At 72.4% G+C, this 26,914-nt stretch carries 24 protein-coding genes; 15 read left to right on the forward strand and 9 right to left on the reverse strand.

Annotated features, from left to right (window positions below):
• Positions 1-27 precede the first annotated feature (27 nt).
• Positions 28-1,173: an acyl-CoA dehydrogenase family protein gene (locus tag EV378_RS27400; RefSeq protein ID WP_132430275.1), complete on the reverse strand. Its 1,146-nt coding sequence runs from the start codon at positions 1,171-1,173 to the stop codon at positions 28-30.
• A gap of 76 nt (positions 1,174-1,249) precedes the next feature.
• Between EV378_RS27400 and EV378_RS27405 the strand changes: the two genes are divergently transcribed.
• Together EV378_RS27405 and EV378_RS27410 are read left to right on the forward strand one after the other, a co-directional pair.
• Entirely contained in the window at positions 1,250-2,194 is a 945-nt protein-coding gene (locus tag EV378_RS27405; RefSeq protein WP_132430276.1) for an LLM class flavin-dependent oxidoreductase, read from the forward strand.
• Positions 2,195-2,589: 395 nt separating this feature from the next.
• Positions 2,590-3,327 carry an SDR family NAD(P)-dependent oxidoreductase gene (locus EV378_RS27410; protein ID WP_132430277.1) on the forward strand — a complete coding sequence of 246 codons (738 nt, stop codon included), beginning with the start codon at positions 2,590-2,592 and terminating at the stop codon, positions 3,325-3,327.
• A 1-nt stretch (position 3,328) separates the two neighbouring features.
• Here EV378_RS27410 and EV378_RS27415 read toward each other — a convergent pair whose 3' ends face one another.
• From EV378_RS27415 to EV378_RS27435, 5 genes are all read right to left on the reverse strand, one after another.
• Positions 3,329-4,849: an META domain-containing protein gene (locus EV378_RS27415; protein ID WP_132430278.1), complete on the reverse strand. Its 1,521-nt coding sequence runs from the start codon at positions 4,847-4,849 to the stop codon at positions 3,329-3,331.
• 79 nt (positions 4,850-4,928) lie between these two features.
• A complete protein-coding gene (locus tag EV378_RS27420; RefSeq protein WP_132430279.1) occupies positions 4,929-5,888 on the reverse strand; it encodes an ABC transporter substrate-binding protein in 960 nt (319 codons plus the stop codon).
• 5 nt (positions 5,889-5,893) lie between these two features.
• The gene (locus tag EV378_RS27425) at positions 5,894-7,648 is read right to left on the reverse strand and encodes an ABC transporter ATP-binding protein (RefSeq protein ID WP_132430280.1); all 1,755 of its coding nucleotides are present in this window, start codon (positions 7,646-7,648) and stop codon (positions 5,894-5,896) included.
• The gene (locus tag EV378_RS27430; protein WP_243653789.1) at positions 7,645-9,435 is read right to left on the reverse strand and encodes an ABC transporter ATP-binding protein; all 1,791 of its coding nucleotides are present in this window, start codon (positions 9,433-9,435) and stop codon (positions 7,645-7,647) included. The genes EV378_RS27425 and EV378_RS27430 overlap by 4 nt, the downstream gene beginning before the upstream one ends.
• Before the next feature lie 2 nt (positions 9,436-9,437).
• Positions 9,438-10,292: a siderophore-interacting protein gene (locus tag EV378_RS27435; RefSeq protein ID WP_132430281.1), complete on the reverse strand. Its 855-nt coding sequence runs from the start codon at positions 10,290-10,292 to the stop codon at positions 9,438-9,440.
• An 83-nt stretch (positions 10,293-10,375) separates the two neighbouring features.
• On the opposite strand from EV378_RS27435, the gene EV378_RS27440 reads away from it, so the two are divergent.
• The 5 genes from EV378_RS27440 (at position 10,376) to EV378_RS27460 (ending at position 15,423) form a co-directional block, all read left to right on the forward strand.
• Entirely contained in the window at positions 10,376-11,017 is a 642-nt protein-coding gene (locus EV378_RS27440; protein WP_132430282.1) for a TetR/AcrR family transcriptional regulator, read from the forward strand.
• A 50-nt stretch (positions 11,018-11,067) separates the two neighbouring features.
• Complete coding sequence (locus tag EV378_RS27445) at positions 11,068-11,253, forward strand: MDR/zinc-dependent alcohol dehydrogenase-like family protein (RefSeq protein WP_132430283.1); 186 nt, start codon at positions 11,068-11,070, stop codon at positions 11,251-11,253.
• A 178-nt stretch (positions 11,254-11,431) separates the two neighbouring features.
• The gene (locus tag EV378_RS27450; RefSeq protein WP_132430284.1) at positions 11,432-13,237 is read left to right on the forward strand and encodes an NAD(P)/FAD-dependent oxidoreductase; all 1,806 of its coding nucleotides are present in this window, start codon (positions 11,432-11,434) and stop codon (positions 13,235-13,237) included.
• A gap of 133 nt (positions 13,238-13,370) precedes the next feature.
• Positions 13,371-14,618 (forward strand): LLM class flavin-dependent oxidoreductase, encoded by a 1,248-nt coding sequence (locus tag EV378_RS27455; RefSeq protein WP_132430285.1) that lies wholly within the window; start codon positions 13,371-13,373, stop codon positions 14,616-14,618.
• 10 nt (positions 14,619-14,628) lie between these two features.
• Entirely contained in the window at positions 14,629-15,423 is a 795-nt protein-coding gene (locus EV378_RS27460; protein WP_132430286.1) for an alpha/beta fold hydrolase, read from the forward strand.
• Positions 15,424-15,539: 116 nt separating this feature from the next.
• On the opposite strand, the gene EV378_RS27465 is transcribed toward EV378_RS27460, so the two are convergent.
• Positions 15,540-17,084 carry an acyl-CoA synthetase gene (locus EV378_RS27465; RefSeq protein WP_132430287.1) on the reverse strand — a complete coding sequence of 515 codons (1,545 nt, stop codon included), beginning with the start codon at positions 17,082-17,084 and terminating at the stop codon, positions 15,540-15,542.
• A 12-nt stretch (positions 17,085-17,096) separates the two neighbouring features.
• On the reverse strand, positions 17,097-17,888 hold the full coding sequence (locus EV378_RS27470) for an SDR family NAD(P)-dependent oxidoreductase (RefSeq protein ID WP_132430288.1): 792 nt from the start codon (positions 17,886-17,888) through the stop codon (positions 17,097-17,099).
• Between the two features lie 180 nt (positions 17,889-18,068).
• Here EV378_RS27470 and EV378_RS27475 point away from each other — a divergent pair, with 180 nt between their 5' ends.
• From EV378_RS27475 to EV378_RS27485, 3 genes are all read left to right on the forward strand, one after another.
• Positions 18,069-18,698 carry a TetR/AcrR family transcriptional regulator gene (locus EV378_RS27475; protein WP_243653790.1) on the forward strand — a complete coding sequence of 210 codons (630 nt, stop codon included), beginning with the start codon at positions 18,069-18,071 and terminating at the stop codon, positions 18,696-18,698.
• 248 nt (positions 18,699-18,946) lie between these two features.
• Positions 18,947-19,222, forward strand: a complete 276-nt coding sequence (locus tag EV378_RS27480) for a hypothetical protein (RefSeq protein WP_132430289.1) — start codon at positions 18,947-18,949, stop codon at positions 19,220-19,222.
• Positions 19,223-19,352: 130 nt separating this feature from the next.
• Positions 19,353-19,841 carry a Dps family protein gene (locus tag EV378_RS27485; RefSeq protein WP_132430290.1) on the forward strand — a complete coding sequence of 163 codons (489 nt, stop codon included), beginning with the start codon at positions 19,353-19,355 and terminating at the stop codon, positions 19,839-19,841.
• A gap of 104 nt (positions 19,842-19,945) precedes the next feature.
• Here the strand turns inward: EV378_RS27485 and EV378_RS27490 are convergent, their stop codons facing one another.
• Positions 19,946-20,512, reverse strand: a complete 567-nt coding sequence (locus EV378_RS27490; RefSeq protein ID WP_243653791.1) for a TetR-like C-terminal domain-containing protein — start codon at positions 20,510-20,512, stop codon at positions 19,946-19,948.
• Positions 20,513-20,596: 84 nt separating this feature from the next.
• Here EV378_RS27490 and EV378_RS27495 point away from each other — a divergent pair, with 84 nt between their 5' ends.
• From EV378_RS27495 to EV378_RS27515, 5 genes are all read left to right on the forward strand, one after another.
• Positions 20,597-21,799 carry an MFS transporter gene (locus EV378_RS27495; protein WP_132430291.1) on the forward strand — a complete coding sequence of 401 codons (1,203 nt, stop codon included), beginning with the start codon at positions 20,597-20,599 and terminating at the stop codon, positions 21,797-21,799.
• Between the two features lie 255 nt (positions 21,800-22,054).
• Positions 22,055-22,453 carry a transglycosylase family protein gene (locus EV378_RS27500; RefSeq protein ID WP_132430292.1) on the forward strand — a complete coding sequence of 133 codons (399 nt, stop codon included), beginning with the start codon at positions 22,055-22,057 and terminating at the stop codon, positions 22,451-22,453.
• A 22-nt stretch (positions 22,454-22,475) separates the two neighbouring features.
• Positions 22,476-22,922 carry a pyridoxamine 5'-phosphate oxidase family protein gene (locus tag EV378_RS27505; protein WP_132430293.1) on the forward strand — a complete coding sequence of 149 codons (447 nt, stop codon included), beginning with the start codon at positions 22,476-22,478 and terminating at the stop codon, positions 22,920-22,922.
• 675 nt (positions 22,923-23,597) lie between these two features.
• The gene (locus EV378_RS27510) at positions 23,598-24,092 is read left to right on the forward strand and encodes a TrmH family RNA methyltransferase (protein ID WP_132430294.1); all 495 of its coding nucleotides are present in this window, start codon (positions 23,598-23,600) and stop codon (positions 24,090-24,092) included.
• 237 nt (positions 24,093-24,329) lie between these two features.
• Positions 24,330-26,834: an MFS transporter gene (locus EV378_RS27515; RefSeq protein ID WP_132432822.1), complete on the forward strand. Its 2,505-nt coding sequence runs from the start codon at positions 24,330-24,332 to the stop codon at positions 26,832-26,834.
• Positions 26,835-26,914 lie beyond the last annotated feature (80 nt).

A 26,914-nucleotide genomic window follows, 5' to 3' on the forward strand; every position in this document is an offset into this window, starting at 1 on the left:
GCGAGGGGGGTCGGCGGGCGAGGAGGGTCAGGGCGCGTACTCGCGGCCCAGGAGGTGTCTCGCCACGACGAGCTTGGCGATCTGTGCCGTCCCGTCGCCGATCTCGAGTCCGATCACGTCGCGCAGGCGCTGGCCGACCGGGTTGTCGGTGGACCACCCGGCGTGCCCGAACGTGAGCAGGGCCTGGTGCACGGCGTCGACGGACAGCTTCGGTGCCCACCACTTCGCCATGTTGGCCGGCACGGCCGGATCCTTCCCCGAGTCCTTGAGCGACAGGGCCTCGTAGCAGAGATGACGGGCCGCACGGACCTGCGTCGCGAACTCGACGAGCGGGAACGCCAGCCCCTGGAAGCGGCCGATCGGCTGCCCGAACGCCTCCCGCTCGCGGGCGTAGTCGAGCGCGTCGTCCAGTGCCGCGGACGCGACGCCCAGGCACATCAACCCGATCACGGCGCGCGAGTAGTCGAACCCGCGCATCACGGCCCGGAAGCCCTCGCCCGCCTCGCCGACCATGTCCTCGGGGCCGACCCGCACGCCGTCGAAGTACAGGCTGGCGCGCCCGATCGCACGGCTGCCGAGATCGTCGAGCGCCGTGCGGGACAGCGCGGGGTCGGTCATGTCGACCATGAACGCGGAGACGCCGCGGGCGCCCTCCGGCCCGGTGCGTGCGAACACGGCTCCGACGTGCGCGTACATCCCGAGCGAGATCGACGTCTTCTCGCCGACGAGCCGCCAGCCGTCGCCGTCCGGCTCGGCGCGCAGCCCGAGGTGGGCGGCGTCCGAACCGCGGTCCGGCTCGGTCAGGACCAGGGCCGGGACGGTCTCCCCGCGCGCCAGTGGCGGCAGCCAGCGCGACAGCTGTTCCTCGGTGGCGCCGGCCAGCAGGATCTCCGCGACGAGTGCGGAGTTCAGCAGCAGGTAGCAGGAGTTGAAGTCGGCGCGGGAGATCTCCTCGGCGGCCAGACCGGTCGTGACGGCGTCCGCGTCCTGCCCGCCGAACCGCTCGGGGATCCGCAGCCCCGTCAGGCCCATCCCGGCCATCGCCGCGGGCAGCTCCGGGCGCATCCGGGCCGCGACGTCGTCGGCGCGGTAGTGCGGCGCCAGCTCCTTGGCGCCGAACTCGCGCAGGGCGGCACGGAACGCCTCCTGCTCGTCGGTGAAGCCGAAGTCCATCCCGCCCCTTCGCGATCGCCAGGAGGGGCGACGCTACGTTCGGTGCGGACCGGGCGTCAACGGACGGGGGAGCGGCATGGCGGAGTGCGGGTACGGCGTGATGATCCCGACGTTCGACCCGTTCCGGGCCGGCAGCATCCCGCTGCTCGCCGGCGCCGCGCTCGCCGAGGAGCTCGGGTTCGACTCCGGCTGGGTCGGCGACCACCTGAGCTTCCACCCGCCGCTGCTGGACGCGCTCGGCGCGCTGTCCGGCGCGGCCGGGTGCACGCGGCGGATCGCGCTCGGCACCGGCGTGCTGCTGCTCCCGATGCGCCATCCGGTGTGGACGGCCAAGCAGGTGTCCACCCTGGACGCTCTGGCCCCCGGGCGGGTGCTGCTGGGTGTCGGCGTCGGCGGGGAGAACCCGCAGGAGTGGGAGGCCGCAGGCGTCCCGGTCGCGCAGCGCGGCGCGCGCCTCGACGAGTCGCTGGACATCGTGACGGCGCTGCTGCGCGGTGAGGCCGTGGACCACCGGGGTCCGCTGTTGCCGACCCGGTCGCCCGCGCTGGAACCGGCGCCGTCCGCGGTACCGCCGATCGTCGTCGGTGGGCGGTCGGACGCCGCGCTGCGCCGTGCTGCCCGGGTCGGCGACGCGTGGATGGGCGTCTGGATGTCGGCGCGGCGGGCGGGGGAGGTGGGTGAGCGCCTCGGTGAGTTCGCGGCCGACGCCGGACGACCGGTTCCGAGCCGGTTGATGATGCTGTTCGTGCACGTCGGCGACGGTGCGGGCGACGACAGCGCTGCCCGCGACGAGGCCGCCGCGTTCGTGGGCGGCCAGTACGGCCTGCCGTTCGACGCCCTGGAGCGGTGGGCGCTGGTCGGTGGTGAGCAGCAGGTGGCGGACGGCCTGAACGCGCTCGCCGACGCCGGGGTGTCCGGCGTGATCCTCGTGCCCGCCGCCCGCGACGTGCTGGAGCAGTACCGACGGCTGGCGGCGCTCCGGCCGTCGACGCGCTGGGCGGGAGGCCCGGTCCCGGCGTGATCGCCGGTCGGGCGCGGACCGGTGCCGTGGGTGGCACGGATCGCTGCCGGACGGTCGATCACCGGTGTCCGGTCGGCCCGGCGGTGGCGGGTGATCGGCGTTCTGGTGCGGATCGAGGCCGTTGGTGGCACCTGTCGACGCCGGACCGCTGATCATGGGGTCCGCCGGGGTGCTGCCCCGGCGACAGACGGTGTAGTTCCGGCGGCGCTGCTCGCCTCGACCGCCGGCCCGGGGTGGCGCGGCACATGATCGGAGGATCGGTGCGGATCGATGCCGCTCGTGGCGCCGATCGGGGCCGGACCTCCGATCATCGTGCGGGCGTGCCCGAGCGTCGCGCAGTGGGGAGCGGATAGGTTCGCCGGGGACGCCGTCGTCGACGAACAGGGAGTGCGCGGATGAGCGACCGGATCGCCGTGGTGACCGGAGCCGGGTCGGGGATCGGGCGGGCTGTCGCGATCGCGCTCGCCGGAGCCGGGGACCGGGTCGTCGCGGCCGACCTGTCCGACGAGGGCGCGGCCGGGACCGTCGAGCAGAACCCGGACAGGATCGTCGCCGAGTCCGTCGACGTCGCCGACCCGGACTCCGTCGCGAACCTCGCGGCCGCCGTCGCCGACAAGCTCGGGACGCCGTCGGTGCTGGTCAACTGCGCGGGCTGGGACAAGACGGGCCCGTTCCTGGACGCCACGCCGGAGTTCGCGGACAAGGTCGTCGCGATCAACTACCTCGGCCAGGTGCACGTGTGCCGCGCGTTCCTGCCCGCCATGGTCGAGGCCGGGAACGGTGGCCGGATCGTCAACGTCGCGAGCGACGCCGGCCGCGTCGGCAGCTCCGGGGAGACGATCTACGCCGGGGCGAAGGGCGGCGTGATCGCGTTCTCCAAGTCGTTGGCCCGGGAGATGGCGCGTCACCAGATCGGCGTCAACGTCGTGTGTCCCGGCCCGACCGACACCCCGCTGTTCCACGACGGTGTCGACGAGAAGCTGGCCCAGTCGCTGATCCGGGCGATCCCGTTCCGCCGGCTCGCCCAGCCGGCCGAGATCGCCGCCGCGGTGCGCTTCTTCGCCTCCGACGACGCGTCGTACATCACCGGCCAGGTGCTGTCCGTCAGCGGCGGCCTGACGATGGCGGGCTGACTCAGCCCTCCCTGTTGCCCATCCGGGGCGCCAGGTCGATCGAGGTGCTCCCGCGGGTGAGCGTGAGCGCCTTGCCGGTGAACACGTACTCCGGGTCGTCGGTGAGGACCTTCGCCAGCCACTCGTCCTGCGCCGTCAGCTCCGGCGTGCACGCCATGCGGGTGGAGGAGAAGTCGTCGTCGACGGTCAGCCGGTCGGTCCCGGCGACGACCCGGAACCCGAGGGTGTTGCACCCGGCCCGCGCCGTGAGCCGGTCCGGCGCGGTGAACGTGAGCGTGATCGTCGTGCCCGGCACGACCGGGGCCGGCACGATCCCCTTCTCGCTCACGGAGACGGAGTCGAACGTCGTGCCCCACAGCTCCGTCGGCTCGATGCCGAACCCGAGACCGACCTCGGTGAACACGATCGTCGTCGTGCCCGACGTCAGCCGCAGGCCCGCCGACGGGTCCGACCACTGTGGACCCGACCCGAGGAACCCGGCGAGCCACTGGTCCTGACCGGTCAGCTCCGGTCCGCAGAACATCAGCGTGGACGCCACCGGACCGACGACGAGCCGGTCCGCGGTCACGGTCAGCGACGCGCCCATCGTGTTGCAGCCCGCGTTGGCGGACAGGCTGTCCGAGAACAGCGTCAGGTCGATCACCGTGCCCTCGACGAGCGGCCGCGGGGCCCCGTTCTCGGTGACCTCGACCGACCGGAAGCGCCGGTTCTCCAGGATCGGTTTCCCGCCCGGCGCCTCGGGCGACGACGTCGGTTCCGGCACACCCGGGACCGTGTCCTGCGCGGGCTCCTCGGTCAACACCAGCTCGGCGTCGCGTCGCGTCAGCGTCATCGTGTTGCCGACGACCCGCAGCCCGTCGAACGGCTCCTCGGGCAGCCACCGGGCGATCCAGCCGTCCTGGTCCATGCGCTCCGGCGAGCACGCCATCTCGGTCGCCCCGCTCGGGTTGCCGACGATGAGCGCGGCGTCCCCGCCGGTCGTGTACGGGAACGTCATCGTGTTGCACCCTGCCTCGACGACCAGGCTCCCGGCCTCGGTGAACGTGAGCAGGATCGAGGTGCCCGGCACGAGCGGCTGCGGCGTGCCGGTCACCGAGACGGACCGGAAGCGGCGGTCCCACAGCGGGCGGGGCTCGCCGATCTCCTCGGTCAGCTCCATCCACTCGTGGCCGGAGCGCAGCAGCAGGCCGTTCGCGGACAGCGACCACTCCGGATCGGCGTCGAGGAACGTGGTCAGCCACGTCTCCTGCGCCATCCGCTCCTCGCCGCAGAACATCAGCGTGGAGATCGACTCGCCGGTGCGCAGCCGCCCGGGTTCGACCGTCAGCGGGAAGCCGACGGCGTTGCATCCGGCGTTCGCGTCCAGGCGACCCGCGCGGAACGTCAGACGGATCCGCGTTCCGTCGACGACCGGCCGGGCGACGTCGTCCTCCATCGTCATGTCCGTCACGAACGTCCGGTCCTGCAACGGGTTCATCGGTGCAGCCTGCACGCCGCCCGCCGTGTTCACGACTCCGGTCATGGCCGGTCTCCCTCCGCTCGACCCCGCGTAGAGCCTGAAGCAGTGGTGACCGGCATCACATCGTCACAAGAGACGAGACTCAGCCGAGGCGCGCGAGCGTGGGTTCGACGAGCGCCAGGATCGCCTCCGTCGTGGCCGGGTTCGGAGCGAGCAACAGGCTCGCCTCGTCCGTGGTGAGCACCCGGAACCGGTCGCCCTGCAGCACACCCAGGTTCCGCGCCAGCGGCTGCGAGCGGAAGCGCTGCTCGTCGCCCGGCGCGTAGAGCCCGAAGAACGCGACGTCCGCCGAGTCCAGCGCCGCCAGGTTCTCCGGCGGCAGCACGGCCGTGCCCGCCTGCTGGACCGGCAGGCGCGCCAGCCCGGGTGCGACCCGCATACCGAGACGGCCGAAGAACTCCGCTGTCGGCCCGTCCGGTGCGACGACGACGAACGTCTGTCCACCGTAGTACTGGCCGAACGCGTACGACCGCCCCCGCAGCTCCGGATGGCGGGCCGCCGCCGCGGCGATCGTCGCGTCCGAGCGTGCGACGAGCGCGTCCGCCTCGGCGGTGCGGCCGGTGGCCCGGCCGATGGCGCGCACCAGCTCGTCGCCGGGGTCCTCCAGCAGGCGACCGAGGTGGGACAGCGTCGGTGCGATCGCGGAGATCTGCGGGTAGCTCGCGGCGAACGTCGGCTGCGCCGTCGTCATCAGGATCAGGTCCGGCTGCGCGGCGGCGATCGCCTCCAGGTTCGGGGTCACGCCGTCGAGCACCGTCACGTCCGGCGGCAGCGGCGGTGTCACGCCGGCCCAGTTCCCGTCCGGGTTCGACGGGTTGCGGGCCGCCGCCACGACGGGTGCGCCGAGCGCCGTCGCGATCTGGGCGTCCGCGAACCCGAGCACGACGACGCGCTGCGGCCGGGCCGGGACGGTCACCGTGCCCTGCCCGTGCGTGATCGTCACCGGAAACGCGCCGTCGTCGGCCACCGCCGACGGCGAGGACGGAGCGGCCCCGCCGCACCCGCTGAGCAGCAGCACCACCGCCACCCCCGCGAGCGCCATGCGGATCACTGCGCGGCCCCGGTGGACAGCCGCCAGCCGGTCGAGCGGCTGCGTTCGTGCCAGAACGCGGCGTAGCGCCCGCCCGCCGCGAGCAGCTCGTCGTGCGTGCCGCGTTCCACGACCCGGCCGGCGTCGTCACCGTCGCCGAGCACGACGATCTGGTCCGCCGCGACCACCGTGGACAGACGGTGCGCGATCACGAGCAGTGTCGAGCGCTCCATCAGCGCCGGGACGGCCTCGGAGAGCACCCGCTCGTTCTCCGGGTCCAGCGCCGCCGTCGCCTCGTCGAGCAGCACCACCGGCGCGGCCTTGAGCACGGCGCGCGCGATCGACACCCGCTGGCGCTCACCGCCGGACAGCGACGTGCCGCCCTCGCCGACGCGGCTCGCCCACCCGTCCGGGAGCCGGTCGACGATCTCGGTGACCCCGGCCAGGGCGGCCGCGTCGCGCACCTCGGCGTCGGAGGCGTCCGGGCGTCCGACGCGGATGTTCGCCTCGAGCGTGTCGTCGAACAGGTAGACGTCCTGGAACACCGGCGCGAGCTGCGCCATCAGGTCGTCCGTCGACCGGTCGCGCACGTCGACGCCGCCGACGCGCACGACGCCGCCGTCGACGTCGAAGAACCGGGACGTCAGCCGCGCGATCGTGGACTTGCCCGACCCGGACGCGCCGACCAGCGCCGTCATCGTCCGCGGCGGCACCCGGAACGACACGTCGCGCAGGACCGGGACGGCCGGGTCGTACCCGAACGTCACGTGCGCGAACTCGACCGCGCCGGGTTCGGTCGTCGGCGACGAGACGTCCGGCTCGGGCAGCGGCGACTCGGCCAGCACGTCCGCGATCCGGCGGATGTCGTTGCGTGCCATGCGGGTCGCCCCGGAGAGCTCGACGACCTCGGACAGCGGGCCGGCGAACAGCGCTGCGAGTGCCAGCACGGCGACGAGCCGGACCGGGTCGAGGTCGCCGCCGAGCGCCAGCAGCACGCCGACGACGATCAGCGCGGAGAACACGAGCTGCACGCCGAACCCGCCCGCGATCGTGCCCGGCACGAACGACCACACCGCGCGCCGTCCGGCTGCGCGCTGGTTCTCCACGGCGGTCTCCAGTGGACGGTGCCCCTCCGCGCCGCGGCCGAACGCGCGCAGTACCCGCTGGGTCCGCGCGAACTCGACGACACGGTCCCCTGCGGCGACGGCGGCAGCGTCGGTGAGCTCGTCGCTGCGGCCGATCCGGCCCGCCGACCAGCGGAAGATCACGAACAGCAGCGGTGCCCCCACCAGCGCGCACAGGGCGAGCCGCCAGTCGAAGACGAACATCGCCAGCCCGATCGTGGCCGGCGTGACCACGCCGACGATCAGCGGTGCGAGCAGGTGCGCGAACATGCCGGCCAGCGACACCGTTCCGCCGGTGACCATCTTGGACAGACGACCGGTCCGCTCCGCGGAGAACCAGCCGAGCGGCAGCGCCACCACGTGGTCGCCGACGCGGGCCTGCAGCGTGCGCAGCACGGTCACCGCCACGGCGAACCCGCGCATGGCCGCGACGTAGTGCAGCACGCAGGTGGCGACGGCGGCCACGGCGAGCGCGGCCGTCCACCGCACGGCACCGGCGGTGTCACCGGCGAACAGGCGCTCCAGCGCGGGCACGAGCAGCACCATGGCCAGGCCCTGGCACACGGCGTGCGCGACGACCGTCGCCAGGTAGGTGCGCAGGGCGCCGCGGTGCTCCGCCCCGAGGATCGCCTCCAGGTCGCGGATCATCGTGCGGCCTCCCACATGCGGGCGTAGCGACCTCCGGCGGCGAGCAGCCGCTCGTGGGTCCCGGACTCGGCGACGCGGCCGTCGTCGAGCACGACGATCGTGTCCGCGCCGGTGATCGTGGACAGCCGGTGCGCGATCACCAGCAGCGTCCGGCCGCTGGCCAGTTCGGACAGTGCGTCCTGGATCGCGGCCTCGGACTCGGGATCGGCGAACGCCGTGGCCTCGTCGAGCACGAGCACCGGTGTGTCGGCCAGCAGGGCGCGGGCGATCGAGACCCGTTGCGCCTCACCGCCGGAGAGCACGGCGTCCTCGCCGACGACCGAGTCGTACCCCCGCGGCAGCGCCCGGATCCGGGCGTCGATCTGGGCGGCGCGCGCGGCGGCGTGGACGGCGGCGTCCGAGGTGTCCGGCCGTCCGAGCCGGATGTTGTCCAGGACGGACATCCGCAGCAGCTGCACGTCCTGCAGCACGAACCCGACGTGCCGGTAGAGCTCCTCGGGCGCGACGTCGCGCACGTCGACACCGCCGAGGCGGATCGCGCCGGCCGTGACGTCGTGGAACCGGGGGAGCAGCGTGGCCAGTGTGGACTTGCCGGATCCGGACGGTCCGACGAGCGCGGTGACCGTGCCCGGCTCCATCGCGAACGTGACGTCGCGCAGGACGTCGGAACGCCCGTCGTAGGAGAAGCGGACGTCGGAGAACTCGACGCGGTGACCGTCCGGCACGCGGGGCTCCGAAGCGACCGGCAGCGGCGGCGTGTCCAGCAACGTCTGCACCCGCAGCGCTGCGGCAGCCGCCGTGCGCCGCGACTGGGCGCCGAACCCGAGAGCGGTGATCGTCGACGGCAGGATCAGGGCGACGAGCAGCCCGGTCATCGCCTCGACCGGCGTCACCCAACCCTCGGCGACGAACCAGATCCCGCCGGCCAGGTTCACGACCGCGATCACGGGTCCGACCAGTGCCATCGAGGACAGCGACGACAGCCTCAGCATCGGCCCGACCCACCCGGCGTAGGTCTCGCCGAACTCGGCGGCGGTGCGCCGGTAGGCCTCGTGCGCACGCCGGGCGCGTCCGAACGCCTTCACCACGGCGATGCCGCCGACGAACTCGGCGACGGCCGCGCTGATCCGTCCGAACGCGACGTTCATGTGCGCGATCCGGTCCTGGTAGCCGCGCATCATGATCGCGTAGGCGGCGCCGTAGACCGGCAGCGTCGCGATCGCCAGCAGGGCGAGCCGCCAGTCCAGCCAGACCAGGTAGGCCAGGCCGCCGATCGGCAGCACGACGGCGCCGGTCAGCTCCACCGAGTGGTGCGCGACGAGGTGGTGCAGGTCGTCGACGTCGTCCTGCGCGGACTTGCGGACCATCCCGGACGACGTGTCCGAGAACCAGCCCAGCGGCACCCGGCCGAGACGGTCGATCATCCTGCGGCGCAGGTGCGCCTGCAGCGACGTGTCGGCCAGGTGCGTGATCGCGAGTGCCACGCCGGAGAGCAGGCCGCGCGCGCCGAGCCCGGCCACGACGAGCCAGACGACGGTGACCACCTCGCCGCGGTCGACCGGGCCGGGCGCGAGCAGCAGCTCGGCCAGCCGGGCCAGCGCGACGAACGGGACGAGTGCGGCGAGCGCACCGAGCGCGGCGAGCACGATCGCGATCCGGGTGCGCCCCATGACCGGGGCGCGTAGGCGGGCCAGTGCGGAGGAGGACGCCTTCGCGAGCTCCTTCGCGGACGGCTCGGCGTCCGCGGGCGGTGCCTCGGCGAGAGGTTCGGCGACGGCGGTGGACACGGTCAGGCCCCCTGCGTCTCGAGATCGGCCATGATCTCGGCGGCGTCGGCCGCGTCCTCGGCCGTCGGCGCGTCGTCCTGGGTCATCCGCCTGCGCCAGTAGCCGGTGAACGCGACGGCGCGCTTGTCCAGTCCGCACTCGCCGACCAGGTGGCGGCGCAGCGCCCGGACCGCGGACGCCTCTCCGGCGACCCACGCGAACAGCGGCGGCGCCGGAGCGGCCGCGCGCACGCCGTCGAGCAGCACGTCCGACGTGCCCGGCGCGGCGTCGCCGCGGTGGTGCCAGTGGACGGTCACGTCCGCCGTCGACACCATGTCCTGCTCGTCGTCCGGTCCGGACACTTCGATGTGGACGGACGCGCGGTCGTCGGCGTGCAGGGACTCCAGCCACGCCGCGATCGCGGGCAGCGCGGTCTCGTCTCCCGCCAGCAGGAGCGGATCGCCCGGCTGCGGCTCGCGGTATCGGCTCTGCGCGGGCCCGAGCAGCCCGATCACGTCGCCCGGTGCGGCCGCAGCCGCCCACGCCGACGCCGGTCCCGCGGAGTCCGCGTGCAGCACGAAGTCGATCTCCACCCGCCGCTCGTCAGGCATCGCCCGCCGGATCGAGTACGTGCGCATCCACGGCCGGACCTCGTCCGGCATCGCGAGGTAGCGGGCGTACCAGTCGGCGACCTCGCTCATGTCCTTCGGCGTGCCCGGCAGCTCAGGGACGCCGCCGTCGCGCGCGAAGAACAGCTTCACCTGCTGGTCCGGCGCGATCGTCCGGAACCCGGCGAGCCCGTCGCCCTCCAGCGTGACGCGGCGCAGGTGCGGACCGACGTCCCGCACCTCGGCGACGGACACGGTCGCGTACAGCATCGGAGCCTCCCCGGTCGATCTGGTTAGGCACACCTTAGTCATCTGTGAAGACAATTCGCAATCATCGGCACTACGATCGTCGCGTGGCCGTGGAGCACGTGCGGCCCGGCCGCCGTCCGGGACCGAAGCCGAGGCTGAGCCGGGAGCTGATCGTCGACGCCGCCGTCGAGATGGGCGTGGAGTCCGTGTCGATCGGCGCGGTCGCGACGACGCTCGGTGTCGCGCCGGCAGGGCTCTACCGCTACATCTCCGGGCGCGACGACCTCGTCGCGGCCGGGCTGGAGCGGATCCTCGGTGAGGCGCCGCTGCCGCCGGACGACAGCGACTGGCGCGCGTTCCTGGAGACGGAGGCGTGGACGCGGTGGTCGCTGCTGCTCCGCTACGCCGGGCTCGTGCGCCGCTACGAGGGGCGGTTGGTCTGGGTCGCGGCCCGGCGGATGGAGCGGTTGGTGCGCGGGCTGACCGCGCGCGGCTTCTCGCTCACCGACGCGATGACCGCCGTCGACGCCGTCCTCGACCTCATCGACGACGCCGCGGACCAGGCTGCGCGGCTGCGCGACCCGGACGACCCGGACCGGCCGTCGGAGCCCATGCGCGCCGTGCTGGACGCTTGCGCGCCGGACCTGCGTGCCGTCGTCGAAGCGATCGTCGACGACCCGGTGCGGCACGTCGAGCGCAAGCTCGCACTCGTGCTCGACGGCATCGGGGCGCGGTTCGCGCCGTGAACCCGCGCCCCGCACCGCGGCCACGAGGGGCCGCCGGAGCGCGGGACCACGTGGCACCCGGTGGGGGCCGGATCGTGGTCGAACGCCGCGACCGGCTCGACGCGCTGCGCGCGCCGGCGTCGGCCGGGCGGCTGACGCCGCGTGTCGCGGGCTCCCACCCGGCGGACAAGGCGGCCGACGCGCACCGTGCGCCGGGGGCGGGCGGGATGCGGGGCCGGGCCGTCCTCTCGTTCTGAGCCGGGGGATGGCCCCTCACCTTGTCGTCCGGGCGGCGGTTGCAACGTTCGTCCAACCTGTGGTGTGGGCCACCCCCGTCGTGTTGACTGCCGCTCGAGACCACGACGACCGTGGGATCGCGTGGGCCCGCGAGCGCCCGCCACGGTCGTTGTCGACCGCTCGCAGGAGGTGCCTGGAGTGACCGAGACCCTGGAGAAGTCGGCGGCCCGCACGACGGCCGAGACGTGGCTGACGGCGTTCGCCGACGCCCTGTCCGCCCGCGACGTCGAGCGCGCCGTGTCCCTCTTCGCGGCCGAGTGCTACTGGCGCGACCTGATCGCCTTCACCTGGAACATGAAGACGGTCGAGGGTCACGACGGGGTCACCGACCTGCTGGACCAGACGCTGGAGAACACCGATCCGTCGGCGTGGGACCTCTCCGCGGAGCCGACCGAGGCGGACGGCGTCACCGACGCGTGGCTGTACTTCGAGACGGCCGTCGGCCGTGGTAGCGGGCACGTCCGGATCGTGGACGGCAAGGCCTGGACACTGCTCACGACGCTCGACGAGCTGAAGGGCCACGAGGAGCCGATGCGGGAGAACCGCCCGTTCGGCACCGAGCACGGCGCGAACCCGGAGCGGGTGACCTGGAAGGAGCGCCGCGAGGAGGAGCTGACCGAGCTCGGCCGCAGCCGCGACCCGGAGGTCGTGATCATCGGCGGCGGCCAGGGCGGCATCGCGCTCGGTGCGCGGCTGCGCCAGCTCGGCGTGCCGACGGTCGTGGTCGAGCGCAACGAGCGGGCGGGCGACTCGTGGCGCAAGCGCTACAAGAGCCTCGCCCTGCACGACCCGGTCTGGTACGACCACCTGCCGTACCTCAAGTTCCCGGACAACTGGCCGGTGTTCGCGCCGAAGGACAAGATCGGCGACTGGCTCGAGTTCTACACGCGGATCATGGAGGTCAACTACTGGGGCTCCACGACAGCCGAGTCCGCGACGTTCGACGAGTCGTCCGGCCGGTGGACCGTCCAGGTCGACCGGAACGGCGAGAAGATCACCCTGAAGCCGCGCCAGCTGGTGCTCGCGCTCGGCGTGTCCGGCAAGCCGAACATCCCGACCTTCCCCGGGCAGGAGAACTTCTCCGGCGAGGTGCAGCACTCGTCGCAGCACCCGGGTCCGGACGCGTACAAGGGCAAGAAGGTCGTGGTCGTCGGGTCGAACAACTCGGCGTTCGACATCTGCGGCGCGCTCTGGGAGACCGGCGCCGACGTCACGATGGTGCAGCGCAGCTCGACGCACATCATCAAGTCGGACACGCTCATGGAGTACGGCCTCGGTGACCTGTACTCGGAGCGTGCGGTGGCGTCCGGTGTGGACACCCGTACCGCGGACATGGTGTTCGCCTCGCTGCCGTACCGGATCATGGCCGGGTTCCAGAAGCCGGTCTACGACAAGGCCCGCGAGGTCGACGCCGACTTCTACTCCCGGCTCGAGAACGCCGGGTTCGACCTCGACTTCGGCGACGACGACTCCGGGCTGTTCATGAAGTACCTGCGTCGCGGCTCCGGCTACTACATCGACGTCGGCGCGGCCGATCTCGTCGCGGACGGCAAGGTCAAGCTGGCCAAGGGGCAGGTTCAGGAGTTCACCGAGAAGGGCGTCAAGCTCGCCGACGGCACCGAGCTGGACGCCGACCTGGTCGTGTTCGCGACCGGCTACGGCTCGATGAACGGTCTGGCCGCGGACATCGTCGGCCAGGAGGTCGCGGACAAGGTCGGCAAGGTGTGGGGCCTCGGCTCGGACACGACCAAGGACCCCGGTCCGTGGGAGGGCGAGCAGCGCAACATGTGGAAGCCCACCCAGCAGCAGAACCTGTGGTTCCACGGCGGCAACCTGCACCAGAGCCGGTTCTACTCGCTGTACCTGGCGCTGCAGCTCAAGGCGCGCCAGGAGGGCATCCCGACACCGGTGTACGCCCTGCAGGAGTCGCACCACACGTCCTGACCGCGTCGACCACGACCGAACACCGCCCGCGTCCGCCCGGACGCGGGCGGCTTCGCGTCAGCCGGTCGGCGGTGCGGTTCCCCTGTCGCGCACCGCACGATGGAGTGGCCTACGCCACACACAGGGAGCGACGATGAAGTCGATCTTCTTTCATCTGATGCCGTACCGGGACCTTCCCGCCGACTTCGAGCAGCGTTACGAGTCGATCTGGGTCACCCCGCCGAACACCGAGCTGTGCGACCCGCGCAAGGTCGCCCAGTACTACCAGTGGAATCTCGACGAGCTGGAGCTCGCCGACCGGCTCGGCTTCGACGGCGTCGGGGTCAACGAGCACCACCAGAACGGCTACGGCTTCATGGCCTCGCCGAACCTGATGGCCGCGTCACTCGCCCGCCGCACCCCGAACAACTCGGCGATCATGGTGCTGGGCAACACGCTCGCGCTCTACGCGCCGGCCACCCGGGTGGCCGAGGAGTTCGCGATGCTCGACGTCCTGTCGAACGGACGCCTGGCCGCCGGCTTCCCGGTCGGGACGTCGATGGACGTCAACTTCTGCTACGGCGTGACGCCGACCGAGACCCGGCCCCGGTTCCGCGAGGCCGAGGAGCTGATCACCCGCGCCTGGACCGAGCCGGGCCCGTTCACGTTCAACGGGCGCTTCAACAAGCTGCGCTACGTGAACCCGTGGCCACAGCCGCTGCAGAAGCCGCACCCTCCGGTGTGGCTGGCCGGCGGCGGGTCCGTCGAGACGTGGGAGCTGGCCGCACGCAAGAACTACACCTACAGCTACCTCAGCTTCTTCGGCGCCAAGTTCGGCAAGAAGCTGATGGACGGGTTCTGGGCGAAGATGGACGAGCTCGGTGTGGACCGGAACCCGTTCCGGGCCGGCTTCGCGCAGCAGATCTGCGTCTCCGAGACCGACGAGCGCGCCGAGCAGGAGTACCTCGAGCACGTCACGTACTTCTTCAACAAGTGCCTGCACATCCCGCCGTACTTCTTCGAGGCGCCCGGCTACCGGACCCGCAAGTCCACCGAGTTCGCGATCAAGACGAACCAGCCCGGCGCGATCGCGGCGGCCGCCGCGCTGGAGAAGAACTGGAAGACGCTCGTCGAGGAGGGCTTCATCATCGCCGGCAGCCCGTCGACGGTCGCCGACCGGCTGATCGAGGTCGCGAAGACGCTGCGGGTCGGCAACCTGCACGCCCTGCTGCAGATCGGGTCCATGCCGCACGAGCTGACGAAGAAGAACATCACGCTGTTCGCCGAGGAGGTCATGCCGCGGATCCGCGGCGTCTGGGACGACGAGGGCTGGACCCACGAGTGGTGGCCGTCCGGGGCGGCGGTCCGCGCATGCGTCGGCGAGCCGGCCGCGCAGGCGTGAGGGGGAGACGATGACAGCGCAGACGACCACCGGGACACACGTCGAGGAGCGGACCGTCGAGGTCGGGCCGATCACCGCTCGGGTGCTGGTCGCCGGGACCGGCGCCCCGCTGCTGTACCTGCACGGCGCGGGCGGGCTGATGTGGGACCCGTTCCTGGAGGGGCTGGCCGGCTCGCACACCGTGTACGCGGTGCACCATCCCGGCTCGGGGGAGGCCGACGACCTGTCGCACCTGACCGGGATCTGGGAGCTCGTGCTGTTCTACGACGAGCTGCTGGACGCGCTGGGCCTGGACCGGGTCACCGTCGTCGGGCACTCGTTCGGCGGGATGGTCGCGGCCGAGCTGGCCGCGAACTCGCCGCGGCGGGTGGAGCGGCTGGTGCTGATCGCGCCGATCGGGCTGTGGCTCGACGAGCACCCGATCCCGGACATCGCCGGGATCCCGCCCGCCGACCTGCCCGCGCTGGTGCTGGCCGACCCGACCGGGCCGCTCGCCGAGGCACTCACCGTGCCCGCCGACGACCCGCAGGCGCAGTTCGAGGCCGCGATGCGGATGGCGAGCGTGCTGCACTTCATCTGGCCTATCCCGGACAAGGGCCTGGACCGGCGCATCCACCGGATCGCGGCGCCGACGCTGCTGCTCTGGGGTGAGGCCGACCGGCTGGTGCACCCGGCCTACGGCGACGCGTTCGCCGGACGGCTGCGCGACGCCCGCCTGGTGACCGTCCCCGGCGCCGGGCACGTGCCGCAGCTGGAGAACCCGGAACCGGTCGCGGAGGCATTGCGGGAGTTCCTCGGCACGTAGGGGGTAGCGCCCGGGCCGCGGTGCGCCGGTCCTCCCCACACCGAACGAACGGCACCTTCGTGCAGTGGGATTGCTCGAAGGTGCCGTTCGTTCGCGTCGGGAGCGGGCGGGCAACGTCAGGAGCCGAGCAGCTCCGCGCGGATGTCGGTCTTGAGCACCTTTCCCACCGTGGATCTCGGCAGGTCGGGCCAGAACTCGACCTGCTTCGGCGCCTTCACGCTCCCGGTGCGCGCCTTGACGAACGCGACGAGCTCGTCGACGTCGACGTGCGCACCGGGCTGGAGCTGCACGACGGCCGTGACGCGCTCGCCCCACTTCTCGTCCGGCAGCCCGACCACGGCGCAGTCGCGCACCGCCTCGTGCGCCATCAGCGCCTGCTCCACCTCGGCGGAGTAGACGTTGAACCCGCCGGTGATCACCATGTCCTTCGCGCGGTCCACGATGTACAGGAAGCCGTCGGCGTCGAGGTAGCCGATGTCGCCGGTGTGGTGCCAGCCGTGTGCGGACACCTCGGCCGTGGCCTCCGGGTTGCGGTAGTAGCCGGCCATCACCAGCGAGCCGCGGACGACGATCTCGCCGCGCTCCCCGGATCCGACGAGCGTGCCGTCGTCCGCCATGATCCCGACCGTGACCAGCGGCGTCGGGCGCCCGGCCGAGGAGAGCCGCTCGACGGCGACCGAGCCGTCGGGGTTGCGGTGCTCGGACGGCGACAGCGTGGACACCATCATCGGCGCCTCGGACTGCCCGAACAGTTGCGCCATCGGCCCGATCCGGTTCAGCGCCTCCTCGAGGCGGGACGCCGACATCGGCGCCGCGCCGTACCAGAAGCACTGCAGCGACGAGAGGTCCGTCGTGTCGAGCGCCCCGTGCCCGAGCACCATGTAGATCACGGTGGGCGGCAGGAACGTGTGCGTGACGCGGTGCCGCTCCACCAGCTCGAGGAACTCGCCGACGTCCGGGTGGGACATCACCACGATCTCGCCCCCGAGCGCCATCACCGGGAAGCACAGCACGCCCGCCGCGTGCGTGAGCGGGGCCAGCGCGAGATAGGTCGGCCTGCCCTCGAACGGGTAGCTCATCAGCGTGATCGCCGACATCGTCTCGAGGTTGCGGTCGGTGAGCATCACGCCCTTGGGCCTGCCGGTCGTGCCGCCGGTTCCGACGAGCGCGACCACCTCGTCCGGCGGTGCCGCCTCGGCGGACGGGTCGTCCTGCGCTGCGGCCAGCCACCCCTCGAAGCCGGCCGCACCGTCGCCGTCGGGCCCCAGACGCACCAGCGTGCGCAGCTCGGGAAGGTCCGGCGCGATCTCGGCCACCAGCCCGTCGTAGGCCGGTTGGAAGATCAGCGCCGCGCAGTCGAACAGCGCCAGCAGCTCCTGGTTCTCCGCCGCCCCGTTGCGCGGGTTGATCGGGCACCACACGGCGCCGGACCTGGCGATCCCGAACACGCAGGAGAACGCCGTCGGGTCGTTGCCGGAGAGGACGCCGACCTTGTCGCCGGGGCGGACACCCGAGCGCCGCAGCGCCCTGGCGACCGCGTGGCTGAGGTCGACGACCTCGCCGTAGGACAGCGACGTCCCGCCTGCGGTCAGGCACGGTGCGTCCGGTCCGAGCGACGCGCCTTTGTCCAGGTAGGACGTCAGTCCCGACCTCACAGCCATGTCAGCCCCTGGTCACATGCCCATGCCGCCGTCGACCTGTAGGCCGACGCCGTTCACGAAGCGGGACTGGTCGGAGGCGAGGAACACGATGCCGTCCGCGATGTCCGACACGTCGGCCAGCCGGCCGGACGGCGTGAGCTCGACGACGGCGCCGACGGCCGCGTCCGGGCTCTCGAACAGCCCGAGGCCGGACGTCTCGACGGCGAGTTTGACGCCCATGTCGGTGGGCACCAGGCCCGGGTGGATGCAGTTGACGCGCACGCCGTAGCCGAGCTTGCCGGACTCCATCGCCGCGACCCGCGTCAGCCGGTCCACACCGGACTTGGTGGCCGAGTAGCCGGCGATCGCGGGGAACGCGATGTCGGCCGCGACCGACGCCACGTTGATCACGGCGCCGCCGTTGCCCGCCGCGCCGCCGGGGCGCATCGCGCGGAACGCGTGCTTGGTGCCGAGCAGCGTGCCCAGCAGGTTCACGTCGAACATCGCGCGGTGCGCGTCCGGCTCCGCGTCGGCGATCAGCGAGGTCACCTCGATGCCCGCGTTGTTCACCACGACGTCCAGCCCGCCGAGCTCGGACACGGTGTGCGCGACCACGGACTCCCACTGCGCGTCGTCGGTGACGTCGAGCTCGGCGAACGCGGCTCCCTCGATGCCGGCCGCCGTCTGCTCGCCGACGTCCTTCGCAACGTCGGCGATCATCACCCGCGCCCCCGCCGCCGCGAGCGCCTGCGCCGCACCGGCGCCGAGACCGCGTGCGGCCCCGGTCACCAGCGCCACCCGTCCGGTCAGATCCAACCCGGCCATGTGTACGTCCTCCTGTGATCCACTGCGTCGTGCATCGCGTGATGTGGGGCACACCGTGGCCGGGAGTTTGGACGAGTGTCAAGAGTTTCCTGGACAACCGTCACGGAAATTCTTGACGAGTGTCCAGGCGCCGTGGACGCTGAGTCACACCACCGCCGCCCGCCCATCCGGGATGACCACGTGACGAAGCCCGAGGCACGGAGCACGCGACGCCCTGCCGACAAGTTCGAGGACCGGCGTCGCGAGCTGGCCGACGCCGCATTGATGACGCTCGCCGACCTCGGCTACGCGCGGACGAGCCTGCGCGAGATCGCACAGAACTCGGCGTTCTCGCACGGGGTGCTGCACTACTACTTCCACAACAAGGTCGAGCTGATCACGTACTGCGTGCGGCAGTACAAGGCGACCTGCGTGCTGCGCTACGACGGGATCGCGGCAGAGGCGTCGGACCCGGCGGCGCTCGCCGAGGCGTTCGGGGAGGGGCTGGCCGCGACCCTGTCCGAGGACGCGCTGATGCACCGCCTCTGGTACGACCTGCGGTCCCAGTCGCTGTTCGAGGAGTCGTTCCGCGAGGACGTCGCGGAGATCGACGACAGCCTGCAGCGGATGGTCTGGCGCGTCGTCGTCGCGTACTCCGAGCTGACCGGGACCGCCCCGACGTGTACCCCGTCGTTCGCCTACGCCGCATTCGACGGGCTGTTCCAGCAGGCGCTGCTGCGGCACCTCTCGGGCTCCGGCGCGGCGCTGGACGACCTGCGCGCCGGTGCCCGCGAGCTGCTCCCTCGCCTGTTCGCCCCCGCCGCCCCGTAGCGGGCCGGTCCGGACGTACGACAGGCCCGTGGTGACCGGCGTCGCCGCCGGATCCACGGGCCCGTCGAGGCTCGGCCGCACTGCGGCCACACGCTCACTTCTTCTTCTTGCCCTTCTTATCCTTCTTGTCCTTCTTCTTCTTGCCCATCCGGTCACCTCCTCGTGTCCGTTCCGCTATCCTCGTCAACGAGCCATTGACTTACGTCAACGTATCATTGACTCGGAGCCTGTCAAGCTATGCTTGACGCATGGCCGCACGGGGCTCCCTCAAGCGCGTGAAGCAGGCGCTCTCCGAATGCGAGTCCGCCGTGGGTCCCGCGTCCACACTGGACGCCGCGCGACGCCTGCGTGAGGCGGCCGAGGAGTTCGAGTTCGGCGCGATCGAGTCGGCCCGTCAGTCCGGCACCACGTGGACCCGGATCGGCGAGCTGTACGGGACGTCGAAACAAGCCGTCCAGCAGCGGTTCGGCGGCGCGGCGCGGCGACGGCGCTTCGCGGAGTCGGGGGATCCGGCCGCATCCTGAGGTGTCGTGCGGCGTGTGTGGGGCCCGCCACGACCGGGCATACACGAGGCGCACCGAGCGCTGAACGAGGTGTGCGGCACCGCGGATCCGGTGTGCACGACCCGAACGACGCGAAAGGAGCCAGCACCACATGGCACCCATCACGAGCCCGCTCGACGACGGCGCGCGCGACATCACCGGCCGCGCCCTCCAGGAGACGGTGGTCGACCTCGTCGACCTGTCGCTGGTCGCGAAGCAGGCGCACTGGAACCTCGTCGGGCGTCAGTTCCGTGACATCCATCTGCACCTCGACGAGCTGGTCACGACGGCCCGGACCTACACCGACAACGCGGCGGAGCGTGCGGCCGCGATCGGCGTGTCCCCGGACGGGCGCGCCGGGACGGTCTCCACGGAGACCGGCCTGCCGGAGTTCCCGAACGGCTGGGTCTCCGACCGCGACACGGTCCTGACGATCTTCGAGACGGTCGACGCCGCGGTGCGCCGCCTGCGTCCGCGGATCGAGGAGACGGACAAGACCGACCCGGTCACGCAGGACCTGTTCATCGAGATCGCACGTGCGCTGGAGGAGGCCCGCTGGATGTGGCAGGCGCAGGCCGCCGGCTACACTCAGGACGCCTGAGTCGCCTCCTGACGACCCGGCGGGGGTGACCACCACCGCTCCCGTCGCACCGAACGGCCCCGGATCGCGCCACGAACGCGACCGGGGCCGTCGTGTGCCCGGATTCAGTCCGCCAGCAGGCGGGACACGAGCCCGCGCGCCCAGCCCGTGTCGCCGGGGCGCCCGATGAACACGGCCCGGTAGTAGAGGGGGCCGAGCAGCGCGTCGGCGGCCTGCTCGGTCGTCGGCACGGTGCCGCCGCGTTCCGCCTCCCGCGTGAGCATGGCCGTCAGCTGCAGGTGCCGGTCCGCGACGCACGCGTCCCCGCCCTCCGGACCCGCCGCGCCGATCGCGGCGCGGGTCAGCGCGAGGACGTCCGGGTCGGCGAGGTCGGTGGCCACGTCGGTCACCCACCGCTCCAGGTCGTCGTGCAGGTCGCCGGAGTCGGGCACCACGATGTCGCCGGAGAAGCGGCTGCTCGCGACGTCGGCCAGCAGCTCGGCGAGTGTCGGCCAGCGCCGGTAGACGGTCGTCGCGTGCACGCCGGCGCGGGTCGCGACGACGGGGACGGACAGCGCGCCGTCGTGTCCCTCGGCCAGCAGTTCGATCACTGCCCGGTGGACGGCCGCTCGCACGCGCGCCGACCGCCCTCCGGGCCGGGCCCGGGGCGCGTCCACCTGCTCCGCGGTCACGTGACCCTCCTAACGCAGTGATCGTTGCGATCGAGGTGCTATCGTCCGTCCTAACGCAATGATACGTGCTTCAAGGAGCGCTCGATGCCCGGCTCACCCGCCCTGTCCCGTCCGGTCGCGTTCGCCGGCGTCGCGGCGATCTTCGTGTGGTTCCTGGCCGCGTCCAGCGCGCCGTCCCCGCTCTACGTCGTCTACCAGGAGCGTTTCGCGTTCACCGAGACCACGTTGACGCTCGTGTTCGCCGTCTACGTGCTGGCGCTGATCGCGACCCTGCTCGTCGTCGGCGCGCTGTCCGACCACATCGGACGCAAGCCGGTGCTGCTCGGGGCGATCGGGCTGGAGATCGTGTCGCTGGTGCTGTTCCTGGTCGCCGACGGCGTCGGGATGCTGCTCGTGGCACGTGTCGTCCAGGGCGTGGCCACCGGGGCGGCCACGACGGCGCTGCCGGCGACGCTTGTCGATATGGAACCGAAGCGCGGGCGGGCCGGGCTGATCAACGGCGTCGCCCCGCTGGCCGGTCTCGGCTTCGGCGCGCTCGGGTGCGGCGTGCTCGTCGAGTACGCCCCGGCGCCGACGCAGCTCGTGTGGGCCGTGCTGATCGCCGGGATGGTGCTGGCGGCGGCCGTCGTCGCGCTGATGCCGGAGACGATCGACCGGCGGCCCGGCGCGCTCGCCTCGCTGCGCCCGCGGATCGGCGTCCCGTCCCGGATCCGGCGGCCGTTCGTCGCCATCGTGCCGATCCTGATCGCGAGCTGGGCTCTCGGCGGGCTGTACCTCTCGCTCGGGCCGTCCGTCGCGTCCGGGCTGTTCGGCCTGCACAGCCACCTCGTCGGAGGACTCGTCGTGACGATGCTGTGCGGCACCGGCGCGGTGACCGCGTTCGCGCTGCGCCGCCGCGCCCCCGCCCGTGTGACGGTCCCGGCGGCGCTGCTGCTCGTGCTCGGTACGGCCGTCACGCTGGCCTCCCCGGTGTTCGGCTCGGTGGCGCTGGCCGCCGTCGGGACGCTGGTCGCGGGCGTCGGGTTCGGGTCGGCGGCCTACGGGACGTTCGGCACGCTGGCCGGTCTGGCGCACCCGCACGAGCGCGGGATGCTGTTCGCGACCGCCTACACGATCGCCTACCTGGCGTTCAGCGTGCCCGCCGTGGTGGCCGGGACGGCGGCGACGGCGTTCGGGCTGGGGGTCACGTTCGAGGTCTACGGCACGGCCGTCGCCGTGGTCGCGCTGACGGCGGCCGTGCTGGGGCGCGTCGTCGCCGACCGGGCGCCGGCGACGGCCGCCACCTGAGCCACGCCCGGGCGACGACCCGTCGCATTCGCGCGGTCGACGGTGCGTACGCCCGTACGGCCCGTCGATTGCCGCCGAACGGGCCTCGGAAACGCCACTGGCCGCCACAGTTCGACCACTTACCGCGATGTCGCGTCCGGGAGGCAACGTCGAGTTGCCGGCCCAGATCTCGGCGTGGTTACGGTGTTCGGCGTCCGGCCCGCTCCCCCGTGCGGTCGGCGGAACTGCTCCCCAAGCGTTCGGAGAAGACCAGTCATGGCTGGACGGCACCGGAAACCCACGAACACCGGCCGCTTCATCGCTCGCACCGGCGCGATGACGATGATGGCCGCCGCCCCGCTCGGTATGGCGGGCACCGCGATGGCGGCGCCCGACGCCGGCGGCGGCGCCGCCCCTTCTGCGGCGAAGGACGCCACCTGGGACAAGCTCGCCGAGTGCGAGAGCACCGGCAACTGGCAGGCCGACACCGGCAACGGGTTCAAGGGCGGCCTGCAGTTCACGCCGTCGACCTGGAAGCGCTTCGGCGGCACCGAGCACGCCGCGACGCCGGACCAGGCCTCCCGCGAGCAGCAGATCGAGGTCGCGAAGAAGGTGCAGGAGGAGCAGGGCTGGAAGGCGTGGCCCGCCTGCACGAAGAAGCTCGGCTGGCGCTGACCGCTCTGCCACACTCCGGGGCGTGAGCAGCCTCGACCTCGACCCGGTCCGCCGCATCGTCCCCGCAGAGCACGGACTGTGCTCGGTGAGCGTGGTCCGCGCGGACGGGTCCCCGCACTCCTCGCTGGTCAACGCCGGCGTCCTGGACCACCCGACGACCGGGGAGCCGGTCGTCGGGTACGTGACCTACGGCCCGGTGAAGCTGCGCACGCTGCGCGTACGCCCCGCGACGTCGATCCTGTTCCGGGCCGGCTGGCGCTGGGTCGGCGTGGACGGCACCAGCGAGATCATCGGGCCGGACGACCCGGCCGACGGCATCGACGCGGAGCGTCTGCGCCTGCTGCTGCGGGAGGTCTTCACCGCTGCGGGCGGCACGCACGACGACTGGGACGCCTACGACACCGCCATGCGCGACGAGGGCCGCGCGGCCGTTCTCGTCCACCCGGCGAAGGTCTACGGCAACCACTGACCCGCGAGCCAGGGCACGGGCCACACCGACCGGCGCGAGCGGCGGTCCGGCGCAACGGATCCGGCCGACGCCTCGTCGCCACGGCGCACCGCCGGCGGGCGCACCACGGGCGGGCGCACCACGGGCGGGCGCACCACGGGCGGGCGCACCACGGGCGGGCGCACCACGGGCGGGCGCACCACGGGCGGGCGCACCACGGGCGGGCGCACCACGGGCGGGCGCACCACGGGCGGGCGCACCACGGGCGGGCGCACCGCCGCGCCGCGCGCTGATCCAGGGGTGTGCGCTGTTCCGTGGGACGTGCGCTGTTCCGTGGGACGTGCGCTGTTCCGTGGGACGTGCGCTGATCCGTGGGACGTGCGCTGATCCGGGGGACGTGCGCTGACCCGCGAGACGCGCTCTGATCCGAAGGACGCGCTCTGATCCGCGGAACGCCCGCGTCTGAACGCGTGCGTTCTGCGGATCACCGTGCGCTGGCCGGATCACCGTGCGTCGCTGGGTCACGGTGCGCCGGTGGGATCAGCGCGTTCCGCGCGCCGGCCCCGGATTGGTGGGGGCGGCGAGAGCGTGGGTGGCCGCGGAACGGGAGGTACAGTCGACCCCTCCCGTCGATGGCCCGGGTGCGCCGCGAAGCACCTGTCACATGAATCTCCGGAGCGTGTCCCGCCCCGTCTGATGGGCCGCCGCAGGCCCTCGAGCAGCCGCCGTCGGCACGGCTGCCGCGACCACCTCGTCGTCGCACCGCTGTGGGTCGCGTACGACGCGAACCTCGGAACCCTGCTGCGCACCTGCGACGCCGTCGGCGCGTGCATGGCCGTCCCCTGGACGCCGCACTACCGCGCCGCGCTCGCGCGCGGGAACACGGTGCCCGGGCGTACGTGTGTCCACCCGGTCGCGCCGACCAAGGACGGCTGGCTCGACGAGCAACGCCGCCGCGGGAGCCGCGTCGTCGCCGTCGAGCTGACCGACGACGCGACGCCGCTGCCCCGTGCGACCGCCCGCACCGAGCGGACGGTCGTCCTGCTCGGCCACGAGCACCACGGCGTCCCGCCGGACACCCTCGAAGCGGCCGACGAGACGATCGCGATCCCGATGACCGGTCGCGGTGTGAGCCTCAACGTCGCGGTCGCGGGCTCGCTCGTGCTCTACCGCATGGCCGGTCTGATGTGAGACCGGGCAATATCGGCGAGACCCGAGCGCCGCAGACGCCCCCGTCCGTCGGTGATGTGACGTCCTCGTTGTGTGATGCAATGGTCGGGCCTGAGTGGTTAGCATCAGGCAACTAATCACGCGATCGAGGGGACGTCCGTGACCGCCGTCGAACACGGTGCCGAGCCGGTGGTGCAGCAGCCCGCCGGGCCCGGTCCGAACTACAAGTGGATCGCGCTGTCGAACACCACGCTCGGCATGTTGATGGCGACGATCAACTCGTCGATCGTGCTGATCGCCCTGCCGGACATCTTCCGCGGCATCGGGATCAACCCGCTGGAGGCTGGCAACACCAGCTACCTGCTGTGGATGATCATGGGCTTCCTGGTCGTCACCGCGGTGCTGGTGGTCGGCTTCGGACGGCTCGGCGACATGTTCGGCCGGGTGCGGATGTACAACCTCGGCTTCGCCGTGTTCACCGTGGCCTCCATCCTGCTGTGGTTGACCTGGCAGCAGGGCGACGCGGCCGCGCTGTGGCTGATCGGCTGGCGGATCGTGCAGGGCATCGGCGGTGCGTTCCTGATGGCGAACTCGTCGGCGATCCTGACTGACGCGTTCCCGCGGGAACAGCGCGGCCTCGCGCTGGGTATCAACGGTGTCGCGGCGATCGCCGGCTCGTTCCTCGGCCTCATCATCGGCGGCCTGCTCGGCCCGGTCGACTGGAAGCTGGTCTTCCTCGTCTCGGTGCCGTTCGGCCTGTTCGGCACGGTGTGGGCCTACCTGAAGCTGCGCGACACCGGTGAGCGCCGCCCGGCGAAGATGGACTGGTGGGGCAACATCACGTTCGCGATCGGGCTGATCGCGATCCTGGTGGGCATCACCTACGGCATCCAGCCCTACGGCGACTCGGTCATGGGCTGGGGGAGTCCGACCGTGCTGATCTGCCTGATCGGCGGCGTGATCGTGCTCGTCGCGTTCTGCCTGATCGAGCGCAAGGTCGCGAACCCGCTGTTCACGCTGTCGCTGTTCGGCAACCGCCGGTTCACGCTCGGCAACATCGCGAACCTGCTCGGCTCGCTCGGCCGAGGTGGCCTGCAGTTCATGCTGATCATCTGGCTGCAGGGCATCTGGCTGCCGCAGCACGGCTACTCGTTCGAGGAGACGCCGCTCTGGGCGGGCATCTACATGCTGCCGCTGACCGTCGGCTTCCTGATCGCGGCGCCGATCTCCGGCGTGCTGTGCGACCGGTTCGGCGCCCGCTGGTTCTCCACCGGCGGCCTGCTGCTGTCCGCGGTCAGCTTCCTGCTGATGCTGTTCCTGCCGATCAACTTCGGCTACCTGCCGTTCGCGGTCATCCTGCTGGTCAACGGCCTGGGCATGGGCCTGTTCGCGTCCCCGAACCGGGCCGACATCATGAACAGCCTGCCCGCCGAGTCGCGCGGCGCGGGCTCCGGCATGACCGCGACGTTCCAGAACGCCGCGATGGTGCTCTCGATCGGCTTCTTCTTCAGCCTGATGATCGGCGGTCTGTCCCAGCACCTGCCGTCGGTGATGGAGGCCGGGCTGACCCAGCACGGCGTCCCGGCCGCCGAGGCGTCGCAGATCGCCGGGCTGCCGCCGGTGGCCGTGCTGTTCGCCGCGTTCCTCGGCTACAACCCGATCCAGCAGCTGCTCGGGCCGGTTCTCGGCTCGCTGCCGCCGGACCAGGCGTCGTTCCTCACCGGTCGCAGCTTCTTCCCGCAGCTGATCACCGGCCCGTTCGCCGACGGCATCACGGCCGCGTTCACGTTCGCCGTGATCGCCTGTGTGGTCGCCGCGATCGCGTCCTGGTTCGCGGGCGGCAAGGTCCGCCGGAGCGAGAGCAGCGCAGACGGAACGAGCCTGGGCGCCGAGCACGAGTCGGTCGGCGGTGAGCTGGCGGCCGTCGCCGGAGAAGCCGGCGGGCCGTCCGAGCTGGTCACCGACGACTTCGAGGCGGACCGTCCGCGGTTCGCCAAGGCGGGTGAGCTGATCGGGCACCTGAGCACCGGTGGCGGGCCGGACGGCATCGTCACGATCACCGACCGGGAGGGCCACCAGATCGCGCGCACGACGGCGTCCCACGGCGAGTACGCCGTGCACGACCTCCCGCCCGGGACGTACACGGCCGTGGCCACCGCGCCCGGCTTCCGGCCTGCCGTCGCGGCCGTGACGCTGAACGGCGTCGGGGTGGTCCGCGACTTCGCGCTCGACGGCAACGGTGTGGTCACCGGCTCGGTCACCGGGCCGGACGGGTGCGCGCGGGCCGGGGCGCTGGTGATCGCCACGGACGCCGAGGGCACGGTCGTCGGCCGGGCGAACACGGCGACCGACGGGTCGTTCCGGATGGCCGGCCTCCCGGTCGGACCGACGACCCTCGCCGCGAGCGTTCCGGAGTTCGAGCCGGACGCCGTGACCGTCGACGTCGACCACGCCGGGAAGACGACGGCGGACCTCGTGCTCGCGTCCTCGATCGGCTCGGTCACCGGCACCGTGACCGGACCGGACGCCCGGCCGCTGGCGCGCGCGACGGTCGTCGTGACCGGGCCGGACGGGCAGGTCGTGGCCCGTGCGACGACCGACGACGAGGGCAACTACGAGCTCGGTGGCATCCGGTCCGGTACGTACACCGTCGTCGCCAGCCTGCTGGCGCCCGCGTCGGCCGAGGTCCGCGTCCCGCCGGGCGCGCCGGCCCGGGCGGACCTGCGCCTGGGGGACCCGGCGGGGGACCGCGCAGCCCACTGACCCTCGGCGTGGAGCCTCACATTTCGTGAGGTAAGGCTTGCTTCATCAAGGGCGACATGTCTGAATCTTCCGCATGTCGC

The sequence above is a fragment of the Pseudonocardia endophytica genome (genome assembly GCF_004339565.1).
GTDB lineage: Bacteria > Actinomycetota > Actinomycetes > Mycobacteriales > Pseudonocardiaceae > Pseudonocardia > Pseudonocardia endophytica.

What these genes read in the sequence shown, in the direction of transcription:
- EV378_RS27425 (WP_132430280.1), bottom strand. Translation starts at nt 7,648, where the DNA reads ATGATCCGCGACCTGGAGGCGATCCTCGGGGCGGAGCACCGCGGCGCC.
- EV378_RS27415 (WP_132430278.1), bottom strand. Translation starts at nt 4,849, where the DNA reads ATGACCGGAGTCGTGAACACGGCGGGCGGCGTGCAGGCTGCACCGATG.
- EV378_RS27485 (WP_132430290.1), top strand. Translation starts at nt 19,353, where the DNA reads ATGGCACCCATCACGAGCCCGCTCGACGACGGCGCGCGCGACATCACC.
- EV378_RS27495 (WP_132430291.1), top strand. Translation starts at nt 20,597, where the DNA reads ATGCCCGGCTCACCCGCCCTGTCCCGTCCGGTCGCGTTCGCCGGCGTC.
- EV378_RS27400 (WP_132430275.1), bottom strand. Translation starts at nt 1,173, where the DNA reads ATGGACTTCGGCTTCACCGACGAGCAGGAGGCGTTCCGTGCCGCCCTG.
- EV378_RS27455 (WP_132430285.1), top strand. Translation starts at nt 13,371, where the DNA reads ATGAAGTCGATCTTCTTTCATCTGATGCCGTACCGGGACCTTCCCGCC.
- EV378_RS27460 (WP_132430286.1), top strand. Translation starts at nt 14,629, where the DNA reads ATGACAGCGCAGACGACCACCGGGACACACGTCGAGGAGCGGACCGTC.
- EV378_RS27410 (WP_132430277.1), top strand. Translation starts at nt 2,590, where the DNA reads ATGAGCGACCGGATCGCCGTGGTGACCGGAGCCGGGTCGGGGATCGGG.
- EV378_RS27405 (WP_132430276.1), top strand. Translation starts at nt 1,250, where the DNA reads ATGGCGGAGTGCGGGTACGGCGTGATGATCCCGACGTTCGACCCGTTC.
- EV378_RS27510 (WP_132430294.1), top strand. Translation starts at nt 23,598, where the DNA reads ATGGGCCGCCGCAGGCCCTCGAGCAGCCGCCGTCGGCACGGCTGCCGC.
- EV378_RS27480 (WP_132430289.1), top strand. Translation starts at nt 18,947, where the DNA reads ATGGCCGCACGGGGCTCCCTCAAGCGCGTGAAGCAGGCGCTCTCCGAA.
- EV378_RS27515 (WP_132432822.1), top strand. Translation starts at nt 24,330, where the DNA reads ATGTTGATGGCGACGATCAACTCGTCGATCGTGCTGATCGCCCTGCCG.
- EV378_RS27420 (WP_132430279.1), bottom strand. Translation starts at nt 5,888, where the DNA reads ATGGCGCTCGCGGGGGTGGCGGTGGTGCTGCTGCTCAGCGGGTGCGGC.
- EV378_RS27435 (WP_132430281.1), bottom strand. Translation starts at nt 10,292, where the DNA reads ATGCTGTACGCGACCGTGTCCGTCGCCGAGGTGCGGGACGTCGGTCCG.
- EV378_RS27470 (WP_132430288.1), bottom strand. Translation starts at nt 17,888, where the DNA reads ATGGCCGGGTTGGATCTGACCGGACGGGTGGCGCTGGTGACCGGGGCC.
- EV378_RS27465 (WP_132430287.1), bottom strand. Translation starts at nt 17,084, where the DNA reads ATGGCTGTGAGGTCGGGACTGACGTCCTACCTGGACAAAGGCGCGTCG.
- EV378_RS27500 (WP_132430292.1), top strand. Translation starts at nt 22,055, where the DNA reads ATGGCTGGACGGCACCGGAAACCCACGAACACCGGCCGCTTCATCGCT.